A 20,449-nucleotide genomic window follows, 5' to 3' on the forward strand; every position below is an offset into this window, starting at 1 on the left:
TCCCCGGCGTACAATCCCGCCCATTGCTTTCGCTTCTCCTGGAATGATCATGAACAATGGAACGGATTACCGCGCCATTCTGGCTGCCGGAACGCCCCTGCTTGACGTACGCGCCCCGGTCGAATTTGCCCAGGGCAGTATGCCTGCCGCCCTGAATCTGCCCTTGATGAATGATGATGAGCGCGCCGCGGTGGGCACCTGCTATAAACGTCAGGGCGCCGACGCCGCACTGGCGCTGGGCCATCGGCTGGTCAGTGGCGTAACCCGTGAAGCGCGTATTCACGCCTGGCGCGACGCCTGTCTGGCTCATCCTGAGGGCTACCTCTGCTGCGCTCGCGGTGGGCAGCGTTCACACATTGCGCAGGCATGGCTAAAAGAGACGGGCGTGAAGTATCCGCTGATTACCGGGGGCTACAAAGCGCTGCGTCAGGCCGCGATACAAGCTACCGACGAACAAGTTAAAAAACCGCTGGTGCTGGTGGGCGGCTGTACGGGCAGCGGCAAAACGCTACTGGTGAAACAGCATCCTGACGGGATCGACCTGGAAGGGCTGGCGCGCCACCGCGGCTCCTCTTTTGGCCGTACACTCAGGCCGCAGCTTTCACAGGCGAGCTTTGAAAACGCGCTTGCCGTTGCGTTACTGCAAAAGGCCGCACCGCGCTGGGTGCTGGAGGATGAGGGGCGGATGATTGGTTCGAATCATCTTCCTGAAAGCCTGCGTGAGCGCATGACTAACGCTCCCATTGCAGTCGTAGAAGATCCCTTTGATGTTCGTCTGGATCGCCTGCGCGAGGAGTATTTTGTCCAGATGTGGCAGGCATTTCTCGGCGCATACGGGGAAGTGCGCGGCTGGCAGGAGTACAGTGACTATCTGCACCAGGGTCTGTACGCTATCCGCCGTCGCCTGGGTTTACAGCGCTTTGCTGAACTCACGGCCCTGCTGGAGCGCGCGCTCATTGCGCAGCAGCGCACCGGCGGCACGGAGGACCACGACGCCTGGCTTGCGCCGCTGCTCAATGACTATTACGACCCTATGTACCGCTATCAGCTTGAAAAGAAGGCTGACAACGTGGTCTTTCGGGGCACCTGGCACGACGTGGCCGCCTGGCTGGCGGCTTGATTTAGCGGGGATCGTGGTTGTCGGCGCGTTTTGCCAGCCTCCGAATACTTACACAATCTCCCCCAGCCGCGACGGTGCCTCGCTGCTACCCCGGTGGCCAGGCCACCGGGGCACACAACTTAGAAGTCGTAACGCAGACGTACCAGGTTCATGTCGCCCAGGTCGTCGGTGCTGGAGGTGAACACGTGCTCGTAATCCACGCGGAAACCGTAATCCAGCTGGAAGCTAATCCCCACGCCGTTGTCGATGCGCTGGTAGTTGCGACCATTCATGTACTCGATACGATCGCCCATGAAGTAAGGCTGGATGGATTTCACCGCATACTGACCGATCGGGAATTTATAACCGGCAAAGTACTCAATACCCCAGGCATCACCCGCGAAGTAGTGGTTCACGTCGGTTTTCTTGGTGGTCATGAAGTTTTGATACCAGCCGCCGCCCAGGGAGAAGGTCCACTGATCTGGCGTCCAGCTCAGCGCCGTACCCAGGATGTTCTGATCGTAGGCTTTGCTGTCGCCGTTGCCCGGGTTACGCATTTCTGCGCGGGTGTAGTTCCATGCCGCACCCCAGGTGAGGTCGGTGGTCAGGTTGTAATCCACGCCCAGCGAGCCGCCGCCTTTACGCTTATAACGCATGCCGTCGTTCGCCAGATAGGTGCTATCCGCAAACAGGTAAGAGGCATAAATATTGGCATCGCCGATGGTTTTCTTATACTTCAGCATCTTGCGTGAACGGTAAGAGCCATCGTAATCACCGTTAATACCGTTGCCCGATGCCTGGCCGATCATGTCGTAATCCCAGATATCGGTTTTCGCGCCCACCACATCGTAGTAAACACTGTTCTGCTGACCGAAGGTCAGGGTGCCCCAGGTGTCGCTCTTCAGACCGGTATAGAGCATACGACGCGAAGTATCGTGCGCACCGTCAGCATAGTGGTTATCCCAGTTAAACTGAGCCGGAATATTCACGCCCAGCTCGTAGTAGCTCACCCAACTGATGTCATCAAACAGGTAGTAATCTGCCGCGAAACGGAAACGGGTACCGCCATCAAAGCCGTTACGCTTGTAGCCGTTTTTACCGTCATCGCCGGTCATGTTCTGGAATTGCGGACGGATACTGCCGCCTACGGTGAAGTTTAAACGGCTCAGCGGATTACCCGCCTGCGGATCTTGCTTCAGAACGGTAATCTCTGCCTGGGATGCGAAAGACGTCAATGCCACTGCCGCGCCGATGGCCACTGCCAGCGCTGTTTTATTTTTAGACATTATTATTCCTTGATAGACACTCTGCTATTTATTTAGCAGGCGAATATTAACCGGGATTTATCGCGCCGTGTTGTCCGGTTTTTAATGTTTTGTGCTGCTAACTATCAAGGAGTTATCTTTGTGTGCTACTAAAGAGGCACGTACCGGCATATCAACCGGTACGTGATGTTCACGAAGGGTAATTAACCGACAAACTGACGGAATAACGCTTTACCTTTCAGCAAGCGCGCTCCCAGCCAGCCGCCGCAAAGCGAGAGGAGAACCGCACCGCAGACAGGCAGCGTGATCCACAGGCGCCAGTCCGGCTCCCACGGGAAGTCAAAGACCCGGGTCTGCAATAGTGCCAGCGCCGTTTCGGCACCAATAGCGGCCACCAGCCCGGAGACCATCCCCAGCAGCGCAAACTCACACCACAGCGTGGTGCGCAGCAGTGATTTGCCGGCACCCAAAGTGCGGTAGACCACCAGTTCCTGATGACGCTGGCGCATGCCCACCTGCACCTGAGCCAGCAGCAGCAACAGCCCGCAGATAGTGACCAGCACCACCATCACTTCCAGCGCGCGGCTTACCTGCTCCAGCACCTGCCCGACCTGTTTCAGGATCGCGCCGATATCCAGCAGACTGATAGTGGGGAATTCCCGGTTGAGCTGCGTGAGCATGCCATTGCCGTTTTCCCAGCGGAAGCTGGTCAGCCAGCTTTGCGGCTGTCCGTCCAGCGCTCCGGGCGGGAAGATAAAGAAGAAGTTAGGCCGCAGGCTCTCCCAGTCCACTTTACGCAGGCTGGTCACTTTCGCACTGAAGTCCTGCGTATCGCCGGTAAAGGTCACCGTATCCCCCAGCTTGACGTTCAGACGTTTCGCCAGCCCCTCTTCCATCGACACTTCACCGGCCCCTGGCGGCCAGCTTCCCGCCGTGATCGGGTTGTGATCCGGTCGTTTCTCCTGCCAGGTGAGGTTCAGTTCGCGGTTGAGCGCTTCGTCCTGATTACCTTCGGTCGCCTTGCCGTCAATTTGCGTCAGACGCGCCCGCACAATGGGGTAGAAGGAGTCCGGGACAATCTGGTGCTCTGAGATAAACGCCTTCAGGGGCGTGATCTGTTCCGGCGCAATGTTGATCAGGAAATAGTTCGGACTCTCAGGTGGAAGTTGCTGTTGCCAGCGATCCAGCAGATCGCCGCGCAGCACCAACAGCAGCGCCAGCAGCATAAACGAGAGCGAAAACGCAGAAAGCTGACTGAGCGTTGACCAGGGCTGACGCAGCAGGCGATTGATGGCCAGACGCACCGGCAGAGATTTAACGGTTAACCCTTTCAGCACGCTCAGCAGCATCCAGCCCAGCAGACCACAGAGCAAGGCCAGCACAACTGCCCCCGCCAGTACCGCCCACAGCAGCATACTCCCGCCCATCAGCCAGGCGAGCAGCGCCACGACCACTGCCGTCATCACTGGCAGATAGATTTTCAACGGCCAGACGCGCGCCACCGCATCACGGCGCAGTACCCGCAGCGGCTGGGTGGCCAACAACAGCCGGTAGGGACGCAGCCCCACCAGCAGCGAGATCACCCCCATCGCTCCCATCGCCCAAAGCCATGGCCAGAGGCTGGCTGGCGGCAGCGCTGCAGGTAGCACCGGTTTGAGCAGCACCATCAGCACTTTTTCGAACAGCAGCCCCATTACCCCGCCGGTGAGGGCTGACAAAGCCAATACCATCAGCCACTGACCGACAATCAGTTTACGCAGTTGCGCCCGACCCGCGCCGAGGGTTTTGAGGATTGCCACCAGATCGTAGCGACTGCGGCAGTAGTGGCTCATCGCTACCGCCACCGCCGCCACCGCCAGCAGCAGGGTTAAGAGCGCCGAGAGCAGCAGGAATTGTTGAGAGCGCTCCAGCGATTTGCCCAGCGCCCCCTCATCCTGCTCTAGCCCATACCAGCGATGTTCGGGCTTGAGCTGTGGCAGGAGCCATTTCTCATAGGACTCGAGTTGAGCCGGGGTACCGGCAAATTTATAGCGCCAGGTGACGCGGCTGCCGGGCTGCACGGCGCCGGTTTTTTCCACGTCGGCCGTGTTCATCAACAGGCGCGGGGCCATCTGAAAGGGGTTAAACCCGGAGTCGGGCTCCTGCACCACTTCACCTGCAATCCGGAGAGTGGCATCACCCACATCGATGCTATCGCCCGCTTTCAGGTTTAGCAGCGCCATCAAACGCGGTGCCAGCAGCACCGTCCCGGCGGCAGGCTTCATCTCCGGTGGCTGCGTCTGTAGCTCACCGTACATCGGGTAGCGATCGTCAACGGCTTTGACGCTGGCAAGCTGCGGGGTATCGGCGGCAAAGGTCATGGTCTGGAAGCTGAGCTGTTCGCTCACTTTCAACCCCTGCCGGCGGGCTTCATCAAGCCAGGCCTGCGGTACCTCGCGCGAGCTGCGCAACGCCCGATCCCCCGCCATAAATTCGCGGCTTTGCTGGCTCAGGCCTTTCTCCATGCGATCGCTGACGCTCCCCAGCGCCAGTACGCAGGCCACAGCTAAGCTTAGCGCCATCCAGACTATCAGCAGCGAGGGGGAGCGCCATTCGCGCCAGAACCAGCGGGCAATCATGCTTCCTCCTGCAGTACGCCATTCACCAGACGCAGACGGCGATCGCAGCGGGCCGCCAGTTGAGGATCATGGGTCACCAGAATCAGCGTGGTACCGTGCTCACGGTTCAGGGAGAAGAGCAGATCGGCAATTTTATCACCGGTCTGGCGATCGAGGTTGCCGGTGGGTTCATCGGCAAAGAGCACCTCCGGGCGACCGTTAAAGGCGCGGGCCAGCGCCACGCGCTGCTGCTCGCCGCCGGAGAGCTGCGCCGGGAGGTGATCAAGGCGCTTGCCCAAGCCCAGCTGTTCCAGTAAGGCTTTGGCGCTACGCCGGCTCTGGCTGCTGTTCTCGCCGCGCAGCAACCCTGGCAGTTCGACGTTTTCCAGTGCATTAAGCGTCGGGATCAACATAAATGACTGAAAGACAAAGCCAATATGTTTTGCCCGCAGCGCTGCACGCGCCTCTTCATCCATGCTGTGCAGCGGCTGCCCCACCAGCTTCACCTCACCGCTGCTGCCATCATCCAGCCCGGCGAGGATCGCCAGCAGCGTGGATTTACCGGAACCGGATTCGCCAATCAGCGCGATGCTCTGCGCGCGTTTGACAATGAGTTCAACTCCGGTAAGGATGGAAAGCTCGTGCTCACCCTGACCCACGGACTTCTTAAGATGATGAACTTCAACAATGTTTTCCGCTGGCATTTGCCCTTCCTGTTTCTGATTCTGATGACATTCCGCGCCGCGGCGGCGGACACGTTATTAATTTTGGGCGACAGCCTGAGCGCGGGCTACCGGATGGCGGCGAATGCCGCCTGGCCCGCGCTCCTTAATGATAAATGGCAGACGCAAACTTCGGTGATCAACGGCAGTATCAGCGGCGATACCTCGCAGCAGGGGCTTGCCCGACTGCCCGCTCTGCTGAAACAACATCAGCCGCGCTGGGTACTGGTGGAACTGGGCGGCAACGATGGCCTGCGCGGTTTTCAGCCGCAGCAAACCGAGCAGACGCTGCGTAAAATTTTGCAGGATATCCGCGCCGCCAACGCGCAGCCGCTGTTAATGCAAATTCGCCTGCCCGCAAACTATGGACGTCGCTATAATGAGTCCTTCAGCGCGATCTATCCTCGTCTTGCCAAAGAGTTTGATATTCCTCTCCTGCCCTTTTTCATGGAAGAGGTTTATCTGAAACCACAATGGATGCAGGACGATGGTATCCATCCTAATCGCGATGCTCAGCCGTTTATTGCCGACTGGATGGCAACACGGCTGGCTCCTTTAGTTAAACATGACTCGTAATTCAGCGGAGATCCTGACAGGTAAAGTTATGCAAAAATCGGTCTTAATTACAGGATGTTCCAGCGGAATTGGTCTTGAAAGCGCCCTTGAGTTGAAGCGCCAGGGGTTTTGGGTGTTAGCCGCCTGTCGAAAACCGGAAGATGTCGAACGGATGAACGGCAAAGGGCTTACCGGCGTGCTGCTGGATCTGGACAGCCCGGAAAGTATCGACCACGCGGTCGAAGAGGTGATTGCCCTGACCAACGGCAAGCTATACGGCTTGTTCAATAATGCCGGATTTGGCCTCTATGGCGCGCTGCAGACCATCTCTCGCGAGCAACTCGAGCAGCAGTTTTCTGCCAACTTTTTCGGCGCGCATCAGTTAACCATGAAATTGCTGCCCGCCATGCTCCCTCACGGAGAGGGACGCATTGTGATGACCTCGTCGGTCATGGGACTTATTTCAACGCCGGGCCGTGGCGCCTATGCTGCCAGTAAATACGCCCTTGAAGCCTGGTCTGATGCGCTGCGCATGGAGCTGCGTCACAGCGGTATCAAAGTGAGCCTGATTGAGCCAGGCCCAATCCGCACCCGCTTTACCGAAAATGTGAATCAGACCCAATCGGATAACCCGGTGGAAAATCCCGGTATCGCCGCACGTTTTACCCTCGGTCCGGAGGCGGTTGTCGCCAAAGTGCGCCATGCTTTTGAGAGCAATCGTCCAAAGATGCGCTATCCGGTCACGCTGGTGACCCATGCCGTTATCCTGCTGAAACGGCTGTTGCCTGGCCGGATAATGGACAAATTTTTACAGGGCTGAGTTGAAGCTAACCGCCCCGCCCCCATGTAAATAAAAACGCATAAAAGAGAAGGCCGCATGTCAGTTCAGAATATCGTTAACATTACCGAAGCGAACCTGCATCAGACCCTTGAACAGTCGATGGCGAAGCCCGTGCTGTTCTACTTCTGGTCTGAGCGTAGCCAGCACTGCCTGGAACTCACCCCGGTGCTCGAAAAACTGGCCGCCCAGTATAACGGCCAGTTTATTCTGGCGAAGGTGGATTGCGACGCCGAACAGATGGTCGCCTCCCAGTTTGGCCTGCGCGCCATTCCTACGGTGTACCTGTTCCAGAATGGCCAGCCCGTCGATGGTTTCCAGGGCCCACAGCCGGAAGAGGCCATCCGCGCCCTGCTGGAAAAAGTACTGCCTCGCGAAGATGAGTTAAAAGCGCAAGAGGCGCTGGCGCTGATTCAGGAAGGGAAGCACGACGAGGCGCTGCCGCTGCTAAAAGAGGCGTGGCAGTTGTCGAACCAGGATAGCCAGATTGGCCTGCTGCTGGCTGAAACCCAGCTGGTGCTGAACCGCCCGGACGATGCCGAAGCGGTGCTGAAAACCGTGCCGATGCAGGATCAAGATACCCGCTATCAGGGGCTGGTCGCCCAGATTGACCTGCTGAAGCAGGCGGCAGACACCCCAGAAATTCAGCAGCTGCAACAGCAAGTCGCCGATAACCCTAACGATGCCGCACTGGCCAGCCAGCTGGCGCTGCAACTGCATCAGGTTGGCCGCAATGAAGAGGCGCTGGAGCTGCTGTTTGGTCACCTGAAAACGGATCTGGCTGCCGCTGACGGCCAGGCGCGCAAGATGTTCCAGGAGATCCTGGCTGCGCTGGGTACCGGTGATGCGCTGGCGTCGAAATATCGTCGTCAGTTGTATGCGCTGCTGTACTGATCCGCATCTCCTTCCTGTCGCCCCGCGCCGTTAGCGGGGCTTTTTTATATCTGAATCTTGCGTTGCCCTCGCTTTCAGGGCGAATTCTCCTGTGATAGCCGATATACTCATGAGCAACAAACGAACAGTTGTTCTCGAAACATGGAAGGCAAAACAGGAGGTTTCTTCATGCTTATCGTTATACCCGTCTTGATCTTTGTGGTGCTGGTCGTTGTCGGCGCCGGGGTCAAAATCGTCCCTCAGGGCTATCAGTGGACCGTTGAGCGTTTTGGGCGTTATACCACGACGTTGCAGCCCGGCCTGAGTCTTATTGTTCCGTTTATGGACAGAATTGGCCGTAAGATCAACATGATGGAACAGGTTCTTGATATCCCCTCTCAGGAGGTCATCTCCCGGGATAACGCCAACGTCACCATCGATGCCGTCTGCTTTATTCAGGTGATTGACGCGCCGAAGGCGGCCTATGAGGTCAGCAACCTTGAGCTGGCGATCATCAATTTAACCATGACCAATATTCGTACCGTGCTGGGGTCGATGGAGCTGGATGAGATGCTCTCCCAGCGCGACAGCATCAATACTCGCCTGCTGCATATTGTGGATGAAGCCACGAACCCCTGGGGCATTAAGGTTACGCGTATCGAAATTCGCGACGTACGCCCGCCGGCAGAACTGATCTCCTCCATGAACGCGCAGATGAAAGCCGAGCGAACCAAGCGCGCCTATATTCTTGAGGCCGAAGGGGTGCGTCAGGCTGAAATCCTTAAGGCCGAGGGGGAGAAGCAGTCGCAAATCCTGAAAGCCGAGGGGGAACGTCAGTCTGCCTTCTTACAGGCTGAAGCGCGCGAACGTTCCGCAGAAGCAGAAGCCCGGGCAACGCAGATGGTCTCTGAGGCGATTGCCGCCGGGGATATTCAGGCGATTAACTACTTTGTAGCGCAAAAATACACTGAGGCGCTGCAGAACATCGGTGCCGCGAACAACAGCAAAGTGGTGATGATGCCTCTGGATGCCAGCAGCCTGATGGGCTCGATTGGCGGTATTGCCGAGCTCATTAAAGAGAGCGGTAACGAGCGCAAATCATGATCGCGCTGATCCTCGCCCATCCACATGTTTTTTGGCTCAGCCTCGGCGGCCTGCTTCTGGCGGCCGAGATGCTTGGCGGCAACGGGTATTTACTCTGGAGCGGCGTGGCGGCAGTGGTCACCGGACTAGCGGTGTGGCTTATGCCGTTCGGCTGGGAGTGGCAGGGCATCCTGTTCGCGGCGCTGACCCTGCTGGCTGCCTGGCTGTGGTGGCGCTGGCTGTCGCGTCAGGTGCGGGAACAAAAACCGGCCGATGCGGCGCTCAATCAGCGTGGTCAACAGCTGGTGGGTAAACGCTTCACCCTCGAGACCGCCCTGGTAAACGGGCGCGGCCATATGCGGGTTGGCGACAGCTCCTGGCCAGTACTGGCCGAAGAGGATCTCCAGGCAGGAACCCGGGTTGAGGTGGTGGCGGTCGAAGGGATCACCCTGCGTGTGAGATCCTGTTAAGCACCCGGCTTACGATGGCAGCAGCCGGAAAGATTGTCGATGATCGGGCAATCGGCGCTGTCATCACCCGGGCAGGCTTCGGCCAGCGCCAGCAACTGCGACCGCATCGCCTGCAGTTCGACAATATGGCGTTCTATTTCCGCCACCTTCTCCAGGGTTCTGCGTTTCACATCCGCGCTGTGTCGCTCGGGATCGTTAAACAGCATCACCAGATTGCCGCACTCCTCCAGGTTAAATCCCACCTGCCGGGCCTGGCGCAGCAGCGTAAGCTCATCGAGATGTTTTTGCGTATAACTGCGGTAACCATTTTCACTGCGCAGCGGCGGCGTCACCAGCCCCTTCTCTTCATAAAAGCGAATCGCTTTGCTGGTTAAACCGGTTTTTTTTGCCACATCACTGATATTCACCTTTCCCCCTTGACCTTCCCCTTGATGGAAGGTTTAACCTTCATAATAGTTAGCAGAGAACAGTATGACGGTTATTATCTGACCGGGTCATTATAAAGGAGTTTACTATGTCTCACACCATCGACCTGACACTGGACGGCCTCTCCTGCGGCCACTGTGTCAAACGCGTTAAAGAGAGTCTGGAGCAACGCGCCGACGTGGAAACGGCGGACGTGACTATCGATCACGCCGCCGTCACCGGCAGCGCCAGCGCGGAAGCCCTGATCGATACCATCAAACAAGCCGGCTACGGGGCGGAGTTAAGCCACCCAAAGGCTGATCCGCTGACAGCGTCATCAATCCCGTCGGAAGCACTGACAGCGGCCCCTTCTGAGCTTCCGGCAGCCGATGACATTGACGACAGCCAGCAGCTGTTGATCAACGGCATGAGCTGCGCCAGCTGCGTATCCCGGGTACAGAGTGCACTGCAAACGGTGCCGGGGGTAGTACAGGCACGGGTCAACCTGGCGGAGCGCACTGCCCTTGTGATGGGCAACGCCTCCGCCGCTGATTTAGTGCAGGCTGTCGAAAAAGCAGGCTACGGCGCGGAGGCGATTGAAGACGATGCCGAACGCCGCGCCCGCCAGCAAGAGACCGCCGTTGCCACCATGAAACGCTTCCGCTGGCAGGCGATAGTCGCGCTGCTGGTGGGGATCCCGGTCATGGGCTGGGGGATGCTCGGCGACAACATGATGGTCACCGCCGAAAACCGCAGTCTGTGGCTGGCCATTGGCCTGCTTACCCTGGGGGTGATGGTCTTTGCCGGGGGCCACTTCTATACCAGCGCCTGGAAGAGCCTGAAGAACCGCACCGCTACCATGGATACGCTGGTGGCGCTGGGTACGGGCGCGGCATGGCTCTACTCCATGAGCGTCAACCTCTGGCCTCAGTGGTTCCCGATGGAAGCCCGCCATCTTTATTACGAAGCCAGCGCGATGATCATTGGTTTGATCAATCTTGGCCATATGCTGGAGGCGCGCGCACGTCAGCGCTCCTCGAAAGCGCTGGAGCGGTTACTGGATCTGACGCCCCCTACCGCGCGTGTCATCACGGAAGAGGGTGAAAAGAGCCTCTCACTGGCGGATGTCCAGCCTGGCATGATTCTGCGTCTGACCACCGGCGACCGCGTTCCGGTCGATGGGGAGATCACCGAAGGTGAAGCCTGGTTCGATGAAGCGATGCTGACCGGTGAGCCTGTCCCGCAGCAAAAGAGCGGCGGTGAAAACGTGCACGCCGGCACCCTGGTACAGGACGGCAGCGTGCTGTTCCGTGCCAGCGCGGTGGGAAGCCATACCACACTGTCGCGAATTATCCGTATGGTGCGCCAGGCACAAAGCAGCAAGCCTGAAATCGGTCAGCTGGCCGATCGCATCTCCGCCATTTTTGTCCCCGTGGTCGTCCTGATTGCGCTGTTCAGCGCTGGGATCTGGTATCTCTTTGGCCCGGCACCGCAGATTGTTTACACCCTGGTGATCGCCACCACGGTGCTGATTATTGCCTGTCCGTGCGCCCTGGGGCTGGCAACGCCCATGTCGATTATCTCAGGCGTAGGCCGTGCCGCGGAATTTGGTGTGCTGGTGCGCGATGCCGATGCCCTGCAACGCGCCAGTACTTTGGATACGCTGGTCTTTGATAAAACCGGCACCCTGACAGAAGGCAAACCGCAGGTGGTTGCCGTCAAGACGATAGGCATTGAGGCCGATGATGCGCTGCGCCTCGCCGCTGCGCTGGAGCAGGGCTCAAGCCATCCGCTGGCCCGCGCCATCATCGAAAAAGCCGGAGAGGCGAACTTGCCGCAGGTGGTAAATTTCCGCACCCTGCGCGGCCTGGGCGTCAGCGGCGAAGCAGACCAGCGTCCCCTGCTGCTGGGGAACGAAGCGCTGTTGAATGAGAACGGCATTGATACCGCCGCGATGGCCGATGAGCTGAACGCGCAGGCATCACAAGGGGCTACGCCGGTGCTGCTGGCCGTGGAGGGTAAAGTGGCCGCGCTGTTCGCCATTCGTGATCCGCTGCGCCAGGACAGCGTCGAGGCACTGCAAAGACTCCACCGCGCCGGGTATCGGCTGGTGATGCTGACCGGCGACAATCCCACCACCGCGGCAGCCATTGCAAAAGAGGCGGGTATTGATGAAGTTATTGCCGGGGTGCTGCCGGATGGCAAAGCCGACGCCATTAAAAATCTGCAGCGCCAGGGGCGCCAGGTGGCCATGGTGGGCGATGGCATTAACGATGCCCCGGCGCTGGCCCAGGCAGAGGTGGGGATTGCCATGGGCAGCGGTAGCGATGTAGCAATTGAAACCGCCGCTATCACCCTGATGCGTCATAGCCTGACGGGCGTAGCGGACGCGCTGGCCATTGCAAAGGCGACGTTGCGCAACATGAAGCAAAACCTGATGGGGGCCTTCGTCTATAACGCGCTGGGCATTCCAGTTGCGGCGGGGATTTTATGGCCGCTAACCGGGACCCTGCTTAATCCGGTCGTGGCCGGAGCGGCAATGGCGCTCTCTTCCATTACCGTGGTGAGTAACGCGAACCGTCTGCTGCGTTTCAAACCTAAAGCCTGACGTAACAGCCCTTCCCGCCTGCCGGGAGGGGCGAAAGTTTGCACCTTTCCCTGCTGCGCGCTAGCATGAACCTTTCGCTACAGGGAGCGCGTATGAGTCTGTTTAGCCGTATAAAATCTGCATTGAGCACGCACTTCCCACGCCGTTATCCCTGGCCGGGGCTGGATATCGTACTGCCCGGCGGGCAACATCTGCACCTGGTAGGCAGCATTCATATGGGCACGCAAGATATGTCGCCGCTACCTGCCGGACTGATCCGCCTGGTGCAAAAAGCCGATGCGTTAATCGTTGAAGCCGATATTTCGGGCAACGACTCACCCTTCGCCGATCTGGCGATCCCCCCTCCTCTGGCGGAACGCCTCAGCCCTGAACAGCTCACCGAGCTGGAACGGCTGGCCGGCGAGCTGAGCTTACCGCTGTCGATGCTCGAAACTCAGCCGTTGTGGCAAATTGCCATGGTATTGCAGGCCACACAGGCGCAGCGTCTGGGGCTTCGGGGCGATTACGGCATTGATTATCAGTTGCTGCATCTGGCGCGTGAACGCGCCATTCCGGTGATAGAGCTGGAAGGGGCTGACAGCCAGATAGCGTTGCTGCGTCAGTTGCCAAATGACGGAATACTGTTGCTGGAAGATACGTTGACCCACTGGCACACCAACGCCCGGCTGCTACAGACGATGATTAGCTGGTGGCTGGATGCGCCGCCCGCCGCCAGCCCGCAGGCGCTGCCAGCCACCTTTAGTGAATCGCTCTACGACGTATTAATGCACGCCCGAAACCAGGCCTGGTGTGAGAAGCTCCACGCCCTACCGCCGGGACGTTATGTCGTGGCCGTGGGGGCGCTGCATTTGTATGGCGAGGGAAATTTGCCCGCATTGCTGCGTTAAAAAAATGGCCAATATCGCTATTGGCCCGTCAAAGAGGAATTTCATTATTTTAGTTATGCCGGAGGAAGCCTCCGGATCTCTCGATTGTCGCTCAAAGTGCCCATCACTGCCAACACTATTGCGCAAGATGGTGCTATTTTTTAAGCAACATCCGGACGTATGCTGAGCACATACACTGTCTTTGGTAAGAAGGATTGTTATGACACCCGCCGTTAAATTACTCGAAAAAAACAAGGTTTCTTTCCGTATCCACGCCTACGATCATGACCCTAACGAAACGAACTTCGGCGATGAAGTCGTGCAAAAACTTGGGCTCAATGCCGATCAGGTTTATAAGACGCTATTAGTGGCGATTAATGGCGATATGAAGCACCTGGCGGTGGCGGTTACCCCGGTGGCCGGGCAGTTAGATTTAAAAAAGGTGGCAAAGGCGCTGGGGGCGAAGAAAGTGGATATGGCTGACCCGATGGTTGCGCAACGTATCACGGGTTACCTGGTGGGGGGGATAAGCCCGCTGGGGCAGAAAAAACGCCTGCCAACGGTCATTGATGCCCCGGCACAGACGTTTGACACTATCTATATTTCTGGTGGCAAACGCGGCCTGGATATTGAGCTGGCCGCGGCGGATCTGGCGAAAATGCTGGATGCGCAGTTTGCGGATATCGCTCGCCGGGATTAAACGCCGTACCGGCCTGCTGCCAGGCCGGTACTGTGAATCGTTACTGCCAGCTCACTTCACCTTTCGGTTCATAGCTATTCACATCCAGGGGAGAATTCTGCTGGATATATTGCTTCAGCACTTCAGCATCAATAAAGCCAGTATTCACATACCCCGGTTTCTCATCCAGACGCGGATAACCATCGCCGCCGGTGGCGTTAAAACTCAGGGTTGCCATGCGATAGGTTTTTGCCGGATCGACGGGCTCGCCTTTGATCTTCAGATCGTTGAGCACACCCTCTTTTGCGACAAAGCTGACATTGGCAAATTGAGGATAGGCACCGGAATCGGGTTTCATCTTCGCTACAGCGGTAAGATATTCGGTCACCTCTTTACCGGTCATGTCGGCATAGACCACCAGGTTGCCAAATGGCTGTACCTTCAGCACATCTTTGTAGGTGATGTCGCCCCCTTCGATAGAGTCACGTACCCCACCACCGCTCATCACCGCAAAATCGGCATTGGTGCGCGCCATCTGCGCCGCCAGGATCAGATGCCCCATATTGGTCTGCACAAAGCGTACCTTGCTGCGATCGCCCTCAAGACGGCCATTGAGCGTACCAATTTTCACCTCCAGCTGCGCTTTGCCTTTATTCTGGAAAGGGGTGAGCATGGAGAGCATCTGCTGGTTTTCGGCAATTTCGGGGGTGAAGAGCACACGCTCACTCTCACCGTTGTCATAGGTCACTTTCTTCTTCAGATTGACCGGAATCAGTTGATAACGGACCATCTTCATTTCGCCATTGCGGAACTCAAAATCGGCGCGACCGACATATTTGCCCCACTCATGCGCCTGTACAATCCAGATCCCGTTCTGCTGATCGGGGGCGCACGGCGTCCCTGGCACGTAATCAACCTGTTTTTTGTTTTCAGAGGCCATGCACACCGGATCTTGTGAGTGACCACCCACAATCATTGCCAGCGAGCCGGCAGGCAGGCTGCGCGCCATCTCCACATCGCCCGGCGCATTAGAACCGTGTTCACCATTATCGTAATGGCCCATATGGGTGGTAGCGATCAAGACATCCGGTTTTTCGTTCTGTTGTAACTCCTGGATGACCAGTTTCGCCTCTTCAGCGGGTTTGCGAAATTCGATGTCGGTAAAAAATTCCGGATTACCGATTTTCGCCGTATCGTCTGTCGTCAGACCAATCACCGCGATTTTAATATCCTGACGTTTAAAGATGGCCCACGGCTTGAATAAACGTTCGCCGGTGCTTTTCTGATAAATATTGGCAGAGAGGAACGGGAATTTGGCCCATTTTTCCTGCTGACGTAATACCGTAAGCGGATTATCGAATTCATGATTACCGACGGCCATCGCGTCATAGCCGATTAAATTCATGCCACGGAAATCAGGCTCCGCATCCTGCAAATCTGACTCCGGTACCCCGGTATTGATATCGCCGCCGGAAAGCAGTAATACGCTGCCACCCTCGGCTGCCACCTCTTTACGAATGCCGTCGACCAGCGTTTTTTGCGCGGACAGACCGTATTCGCCGTATTCGCTGCGCCAGAAGTGACCGTGGTGATCGTTGGTGTGCAGGATGGTGATTTTGTAAGTTTTATCTTTTTCATATGCCTGGGCAGGCAGGCTTGCCACGCTCCCGGCCACCAGCAACGCCAACGCGACGCCTCGCTTCACAAACTTCATATTCTCTCTCCCTGACCTTTAGACAAACGCAAAAATTACAATGAGTAATCAGAATAGACAAATAAGTTTTCAGAATTGCGACTTCCTTCAAATGTCGCTGAAAGGTATGTTAGTTGAATAATAATTACACCCTGCATTTCTAATAACATCCGACGTGGTATTTATGGCAATCAGTGAAACAACCCAGCCGGCCTCCGGCGCTCCGCCATCGTCATCGAAGGCGCGCACTTCTTTTGGCATTCTCGGTGCCATCAGCCTCTCGCATCTGCTTAACGATATGATTCAGTCGCTGATTCTGGCGATCTATCCGCTGCTGCAGAGCGAATTCTCACTCACTTTCGTGCAGATAGGCATGATTACCCTCACCTTCCAGCTGGCCTCATCGCTGTTGCAGCCGGTGGTGGGTTACTGGACAGATAAGTATCCGATGCCCTGGTCGCTACCGATTGGCATGTGCTTTACCCTGAGCGGGCTGGTTCTGCTGGCGATGGCGGGCAGCTTTGAAGCCGTGCTGGTCGCGGCGGCGCTAGTGGGTACGGGCTCTTCCGTATTTCATCCTGAGTCATCGCGCGTGGCGCGGATGGCCTCCGGTGGCCGTCACGGTCTGGCGCAATCCTTGTTCCAGGTGGGCGGTAACTTTGGGAGCTCACTGGGGCCACTGCTGGCAGCAGTAATTATCGCCCCTTACGGTAAAGGGAATGTCGCGTGGTTTGTGTTGGCAGCGCTTCTGGCCATCGTGGTCCTGGCGCAAATCAGCCGCTGGTATGCTGCTCAACATCGTGTCAACAAGGGCAAACCTAAGGCACCTGTAGTTAATCCGCTGCCCCGGGATAAGGTGATCCTGGCCATCAGCATTCTGTTAATGCTGATTTTCTCGAAATACTTCTATATGGCCAGCATTAGCAGCTATTACACCTTTTATTTGATGGAAAAATTCGGCTTATCGGTTCAGAACGCCCAGTTCCACCTGTTTGCGTTCTTGTTTGCGGTTGCTGCCGGGACCTTTATTGGCGGGCCACTGGGCGACAAGATTGGGCGTAAATATGTGATTTGGGGCTCTATCCTTGGCGTTGCCCCTTTCACCCTTGTTTTACCCTATGCCAGCCTCTGGTGGACGGGCGTTTTAACGGTGATAATTGGGTTTATCCTCGCTTCGGCATTTTCCGCCATTCTTGTGTACGCTCAGGAGCTGCTTCCGGGCCGTATCGGTATGGTTTCAGGGCTCTTTTTCGGCTTTGCCTTCGGGATGGGAGGCCTTGGGGCAGCGGTTCTGGGGCTGATTGCCGACCATACCAGTATCTTTTTGGTCTACAAAATATGCGCTTTCCTGCCTCTTCTGGGGATGTTGACCATATTCCTGCCTGATAACCGGCAAAAAGACTGATTTACACGCGGCCAAACTCAAACTTTGGCCGCGTCCTCCCCTTATGGCACAAGCCTCTCCTCTCTCTCCTCGGGTTAATTTGTCCGAATCTGCTTTTTTTCACGCTTATTGCTCTTTTATTCAAATTTCAACAATTATTCATAAACATAATCATTAATTTTGTCATAAACTATTACCAGGTTTTTTGGTTAACCACCAAAAATGGATCAACACAGCTACGAAAGGAGACGGAATGCACCACGCCACACCGCTTATCACCACCATTGTTGGTGGTCTTGTGCTCGCTTTTATTCTTGGCATGATTGCCAACAAACTTCGTATATCTCCTCTGGTCGGTTATTTATTAGCGGGTGTGCTGGCAGGGCCATTTACTCCGGGTTTCGTTGCTGATACTAAACTTGCGCCTGAACTGGCAGAACTGGGCGTGATCCTGCTGATGTTTGGTGTGGGTCTTCATTTTTCTCTGAAGGACTTAATGGCGGTAAAGTCGATCGCCATACCCGGCGCAATCGCCCAGATAGGGGTGGCGACGCTTTTGGGAATGGCGCTTTCAGCACTGCTGGGCTGGTCGCTGATGACCGGTATCGTCTTTGGGCTCTGCCTCTCTACCGCCAGTACCGTAGTGCTGCTGCGTGCGCTTGAAGAGAGACAGTTAATAGACAGCCAGCGCGGGCAGATCGCTATCGGCTGGCTCATTGTGGAAGATTTAGTGATGGTGTTGACGCTGGTCTTGTTGCCAGCCGTCGCAGGGATGATCGAGAAAGATAACGTCGGTCTGGCCACGCTGGCGCTGGATATGAGTATCACCATCGGTAAGGTAGTGGCGTTTATCGCTATCATGATGCTGGTGGGCCGCCGTCTGGTCCCCTGGATTATGGCCCGCAGCGCTGCTACCGGTTCACGCGAACTGTTTACCCTCTCCGTACTGGCCCTGGCGCTGGGCATTGCCTTCGGTGCCGTTGAACTCTTCGACGTCTCCTTCGCGCTGGGAGCGTTCTTCGCCGGTATGGTGCTGAATGAATCCGAGCTGAGCCATCGTGCCGCCCACGACACGCTGCCGCTGCGTGATGCCTTTGCGGTGCTGTTCTTTGTCTCGGTGGGGATGTTGTTCGATCCGCTCATTCTGATCGACCAGCCGCTGGCAGTGCTGGGTACGCTGGCCATCATTATCTTCGGCAAATCGCTTATTGCCTTCTTCCTGGTGCGTATGTTCGGCCACTCGCCGCGCACCGCCCTGACCATCGCCGCCAGTCTGGCGCAGATTGGTGAGTTTGCCTTCATTCTTGCGGGGCTGGGGATGGCGCTGAATCTGCTGCCGCAGGCCGGACAGAATCTGGTGCTGGCGGGGGCGATCCTCTCCATTATGCTGAATCCGGTGCTGTTTGCCCTGCTGGAGAAGTACCTCGACAAGACCGAGACCCTGGATGAGCAGACGCTGGAAGAGGCCATTGAAGATGAGAAACAGATCCCGGTCGATATCTGCAACCACGCGCTGCTGGTGGGCTTCGGCCGCGTCGGCAGCCTGCTGGGTGAGAAATTAATGGCACAGGGCGTACCGCTGGTGGTAATTGAGACCTCACGCACCCGCGTGGATGAGCTGCGAGAGCGCGGAATACGTGCCGTGCTGGGCAATGCGGCCAACGAAGAGATCATGAATCTGGCCCATCTGGATTGCGCCCGCTGGCTGTTGCTGACTATTCCGAATGGCTATGAAGCGGGAGAAATTGTAGCGACCGCCCGCGAAAAGTGCCCGAATATCGAGATTATCGCCCGCGCCCATTATGACGATGAGGTGGATTACATTACTGAACGTGGTGCCAATCAGGTGGTGATGGGCGAACGCGAGATTGCCAATACGATGCTGACGCTGCTGACGAAACCGCCAGCAAATGAGACGGTAACGGCGGGCTGATGCCCTCACCCCGGCCCTCTCCCACAGGGAGAGGGAGCCAATATAAAAAGGCAACTGACGTTGCCTTTTTGCTTTTAGCGATCCCAGTACGCCTCTTCGAGGCTATCTTCCCGTTCCGGCAGGCCACGCGTTAAGCGCGGGGAGTGCTGGTTGAGCACCTGATAACTCACGCGGTTCGCGTACTTACACACCTGCGCCAGCGACGAATAGGTCAGCCAGCTGAACTTGTGCTTGCTGGAGTTCGGCACGTTGGTTTTATGGTAGGCATTGGCGGTAATGTCGTGGAGCAGCGCCGCCAGCGCACCGTCGCCCGCGCCGTTGGTGTTCATGATTTTCTCCGGTCCGCCCATATACGGCGCGATGTGGGAGAAAATACGCAGCGGGTTAACGCAGTCTTTGTGGCGCATTGCGCGGCTGAATTCGTACTGGTTAAACTCGGCAATCGCCCCCGGCAGCAGCGGATGCTGGGTTTTACGCTTGCTCTCTTCTTCCGTGAAGCCCGCCATATACAGCCCAACCGGCCCGGCGGTACAGAGCACCAGATCCACCCAGTCCAGCGCTTTATCCGACGCCAGCAGCGGATCGCTTTCGCCGGTCAGCGCTTCGGCCTCTTCTTCGTTCATCGCCAGAATCGAGACGTGCTCTTTCAGAAACGCCTGCCACCACTCTGGGTTATCGGCGATAACAAATTTGGTGCCCAGCGTCAGGACGACCGGCACGTTGTATTTTTTGGCGTACTCGATCGCCTTCATGGTCGCTTCCGGCATCGGTTCGCCGGGCTTGCAGCGCACCAGATAGGAGGTAAGCACCAGCGCGGACGCGCCCGCAATCACCGCCTCCGGGATGCTCTCCGCGCGCAGTTTGTTCATGTGCCCCGGGCTGATGGCGAACGTACGCTCGCCGGAGTCGCTAATCAGCGTGAAGCAGCGGCCAATCGGCCCATCTACACCCTGCAGATAGTTCAGGTCGGTACGGCTGGAGGTGTTGCACAGGTAGCGGTAGGCGTAGCCACCGATTTCGATGTTGCTGCACATCACGCCCAACAGCACCGAGCGGTCGTCGGCCAGCACAGAGTAGTTGTGCATGGTGTTGCCGATGGTGCCCCCGGCAAACTGGTGGGTGATGAGGTTTTCACGCACCAGCTCCTGGTACAGCGCTTCGGCGACGTCATCTTCAATGACCAGCGAGTGGCCGGCGCTCAGACCGTAACGCGCGACAAACGCATCATCCACTTTGGCTTCGATATCCACCAGCGTCTGATCGATACCGACCACCCAGGCTGCGCTGGTCTCGGTTTCCGGCTGAATTTGCTGCAAAAGCGGATCGCGGGCGTTGACGGGAAAGTAGTGTTTGGATTTACGTTTACCGGGAAATTTCAT

General features: G+C 57.1%; 17 protein-coding genes. 11 read left to right on the forward strand and 6 right to left on the reverse strand.

All coding sequences use genetic code 11. The features are described from left to right. The first annotated feature begins 49 nt into the window (after positions 1–49). Positions 50–1,120, forward strand: a complete 1,071-nt coding sequence (gene mnmH / locus B3B59_RS19410) for a tRNA 2-selenouridine(34) synthase MnmH (RefSeq protein ID WP_286809776.1) — start codon at positions 50–52, stop codon at positions 1,118–1,120. Between the two features lie 119 nt (positions 1,121–1,239). Here the strand turns inward: mnmH and B3B59_RS19415 are convergent, their stop codons facing one another. The 3 genes from B3B59_RS19415 to ybbA all read right to left on the reverse strand — a co-directional run bounded on the left by B3B59_RS19415 (position 1,240) and on the right by ybbA (position 5,665). Next, a complete protein-coding gene (locus tag B3B59_RS19415; RefSeq protein WP_286809777.1) occupies positions 1,240–2,385 on the reverse strand; it encodes a porin in 1,146 nt (381 codons plus the stop codon). Positions 2,386–2,567: 182 nt separating this feature from the next. Next, complete coding sequence (gene ybbP, locus B3B59_RS19420) at positions 2,568–4,982, reverse strand: putative ABC transporter permease subunit YbbP (RefSeq protein WP_286809778.1); 2,415 nt, start codon at positions 4,980–4,982, stop codon at positions 2,568–2,570. After that, positions 4,979–5,665, reverse strand: a complete 687-nt coding sequence (ybbA, locus tag B3B59_RS19425) for a putative ABC transporter ATP-binding protein YbbA (protein ID WP_046884516.1) — start codon at positions 5,663–5,665, stop codon at positions 4,979–4,981. Before ybbA ends, ybbP begins: the two co-directional genes overlap by 4 nt. On the opposite strand from ybbA, the gene tesA reads away from it, so the two are divergent. The 5 genes from tesA (at position 5,636) to B3B59_RS19450 (ending at position 9,502) form a co-directional block, all read left to right on the forward strand. Beyond that, positions 5,636–6,259, forward strand: coding sequence for a multifunctional acyl-CoA thioesterase I/protease I/lysophospholipase L1 (gene tesA / locus B3B59_RS19430; RefSeq protein ID WP_040078576.1), 624 nt, complete (start codon positions 5,636–5,638; stop codon positions 6,257–6,259). The two genes, ybbA and tesA, sit on opposite strands and share 30 nt — an antisense overlap. Beyond that, positions 6,249–7,058, forward strand: coding sequence for an SDR family oxidoreductase (locus B3B59_RS19435; RefSeq protein ID WP_286809779.1), 810 nt, complete (start codon positions 6,249–6,251; stop codon positions 7,056–7,058). The genes tesA and B3B59_RS19435 overlap by 11 nt, the downstream gene beginning before the upstream one ends. 57 nt (positions 7,059–7,115) lie before the next feature. After that, positions 7,116–7,970 carry a co-chaperone YbbN gene (locus tag B3B59_RS19440; protein ID WP_046884418.1) on the forward strand — a complete coding sequence of 285 codons (855 nt, stop codon included), beginning with the start codon at positions 7,116–7,118 and terminating at the stop codon, positions 7,968–7,970. Between the two features lie 168 nt (positions 7,971–8,138). After that, on the forward strand, positions 8,139–9,053 hold the full coding sequence (locus B3B59_RS19445; RefSeq protein WP_040076850.1) for an SPFH domain-containing protein: 915 nt from the start codon (positions 8,139–8,141) through the stop codon (positions 9,051–9,053). Next, positions 9,050–9,502, forward strand: coding sequence for an NfeD family protein (locus B3B59_RS19450; protein ID WP_046884419.1), 453 nt, complete (start codon positions 9,050–9,052; stop codon positions 9,500–9,502). Before B3B59_RS19445 ends, B3B59_RS19450 begins: the two co-directional genes overlap by 4 nt. Here B3B59_RS19450 and cueR read toward each other — a convergent pair. Then, a complete protein-coding gene (gene cueR / locus B3B59_RS19455; RefSeq protein WP_046884420.1) occupies positions 9,499–9,909 on the reverse strand; it encodes a Cu(I)-responsive transcriptional regulator in 411 nt (136 codons plus the stop codon). The genes B3B59_RS19450 and cueR overlap by 4 nt on opposite strands. Positions 9,910–10,016: 107 nt before the next feature. On the opposite strand from cueR, the gene copA reads away from it, so the two are divergent. The 3 genes from copA (at position 10,017) to ybaK (ending at position 14,081) form a co-directional block, all read left to right on the forward strand. Further along, positions 10,017–12,515: a copper-exporting P-type ATPase CopA gene (gene copA / locus B3B59_RS19460; RefSeq protein WP_046884421.1), complete on the forward strand. Its 2,499-nt coding sequence runs from the start codon at positions 10,017–10,019 to the stop codon at positions 12,513–12,515. A gap of 92 nt (positions 12,516–12,607) precedes the next feature. Beyond that, the gene (locus tag B3B59_RS19465) at positions 12,608–13,402 is read left to right on the forward strand and encodes a TraB/GumN family protein (protein WP_286809780.1); all 795 of its coding nucleotides are present in this window, start codon (positions 12,608–12,610) and stop codon (positions 13,400–13,402) included. Between the two features lie 199 nt (positions 13,403–13,601). Next, positions 13,602–14,081 (forward strand): Cys-tRNA(Pro)/Cys-tRNA(Cys) deacylase YbaK, encoded by a 480-nt coding sequence (gene ybaK, locus B3B59_RS19470; RefSeq protein ID WP_040076855.1) that lies wholly within the window; start codon positions 13,602–13,604, stop codon positions 14,079–14,081. Positions 14,082–14,121: 40 nt separating this feature from the next. Here ybaK and ushA read toward each other — a convergent pair whose 3' ends face one another. After that, positions 14,122–15,774, reverse strand: a complete 1,653-nt coding sequence (gene ushA, locus B3B59_RS19475) for a bifunctional UDP-sugar hydrolase/5'-nucleotidase UshA (protein ID WP_040076856.1) — start codon at positions 15,772–15,774, stop codon at positions 14,122–14,124. Positions 15,775–15,937: 163 nt separating this feature from the next. Between ushA and B3B59_RS19480 the strand changes: the two genes are divergently transcribed. Then, positions 15,938–17,158 carry an MFS transporter gene (locus B3B59_RS19480; RefSeq protein WP_207293129.1) on the forward strand — a complete coding sequence of 407 codons (1,221 nt, stop codon included), beginning with the start codon at positions 15,938–15,940 and terminating at the stop codon, positions 17,156–17,158. Positions 17,159–17,390: 232 nt separating this feature from the next. Then, a complete protein-coding gene (ybaL, locus tag B3B59_RS19485) occupies positions 17,391–19,070 on the forward strand; it encodes a YbaL family putative K(+) efflux transporter (RefSeq protein WP_046884425.1) in 1,680 nt (559 codons plus the stop codon). A gap of 74 nt (positions 19,071–19,144) precedes the next feature. On the opposite strand, the gene B3B59_RS19490 is transcribed toward ybaL, so the two are convergent. Then, positions 19,145–20,449 (reverse strand): inosine/guanosine kinase, encoded by a 1,305-nt coding sequence (locus B3B59_RS19490; RefSeq protein WP_040076859.1) that lies wholly within the window; start codon positions 20,447–20,449, stop codon positions 19,145–19,147.

The sequence above is a fragment of the Leclercia sp. UBA2479 genome (assembly GCF_002341985.1).
GTDB lineage: Bacteria > Pseudomonadota > Gammaproteobacteria > Enterobacterales > Enterobacteriaceae > Enterobacter > Enterobacter pneumoniae.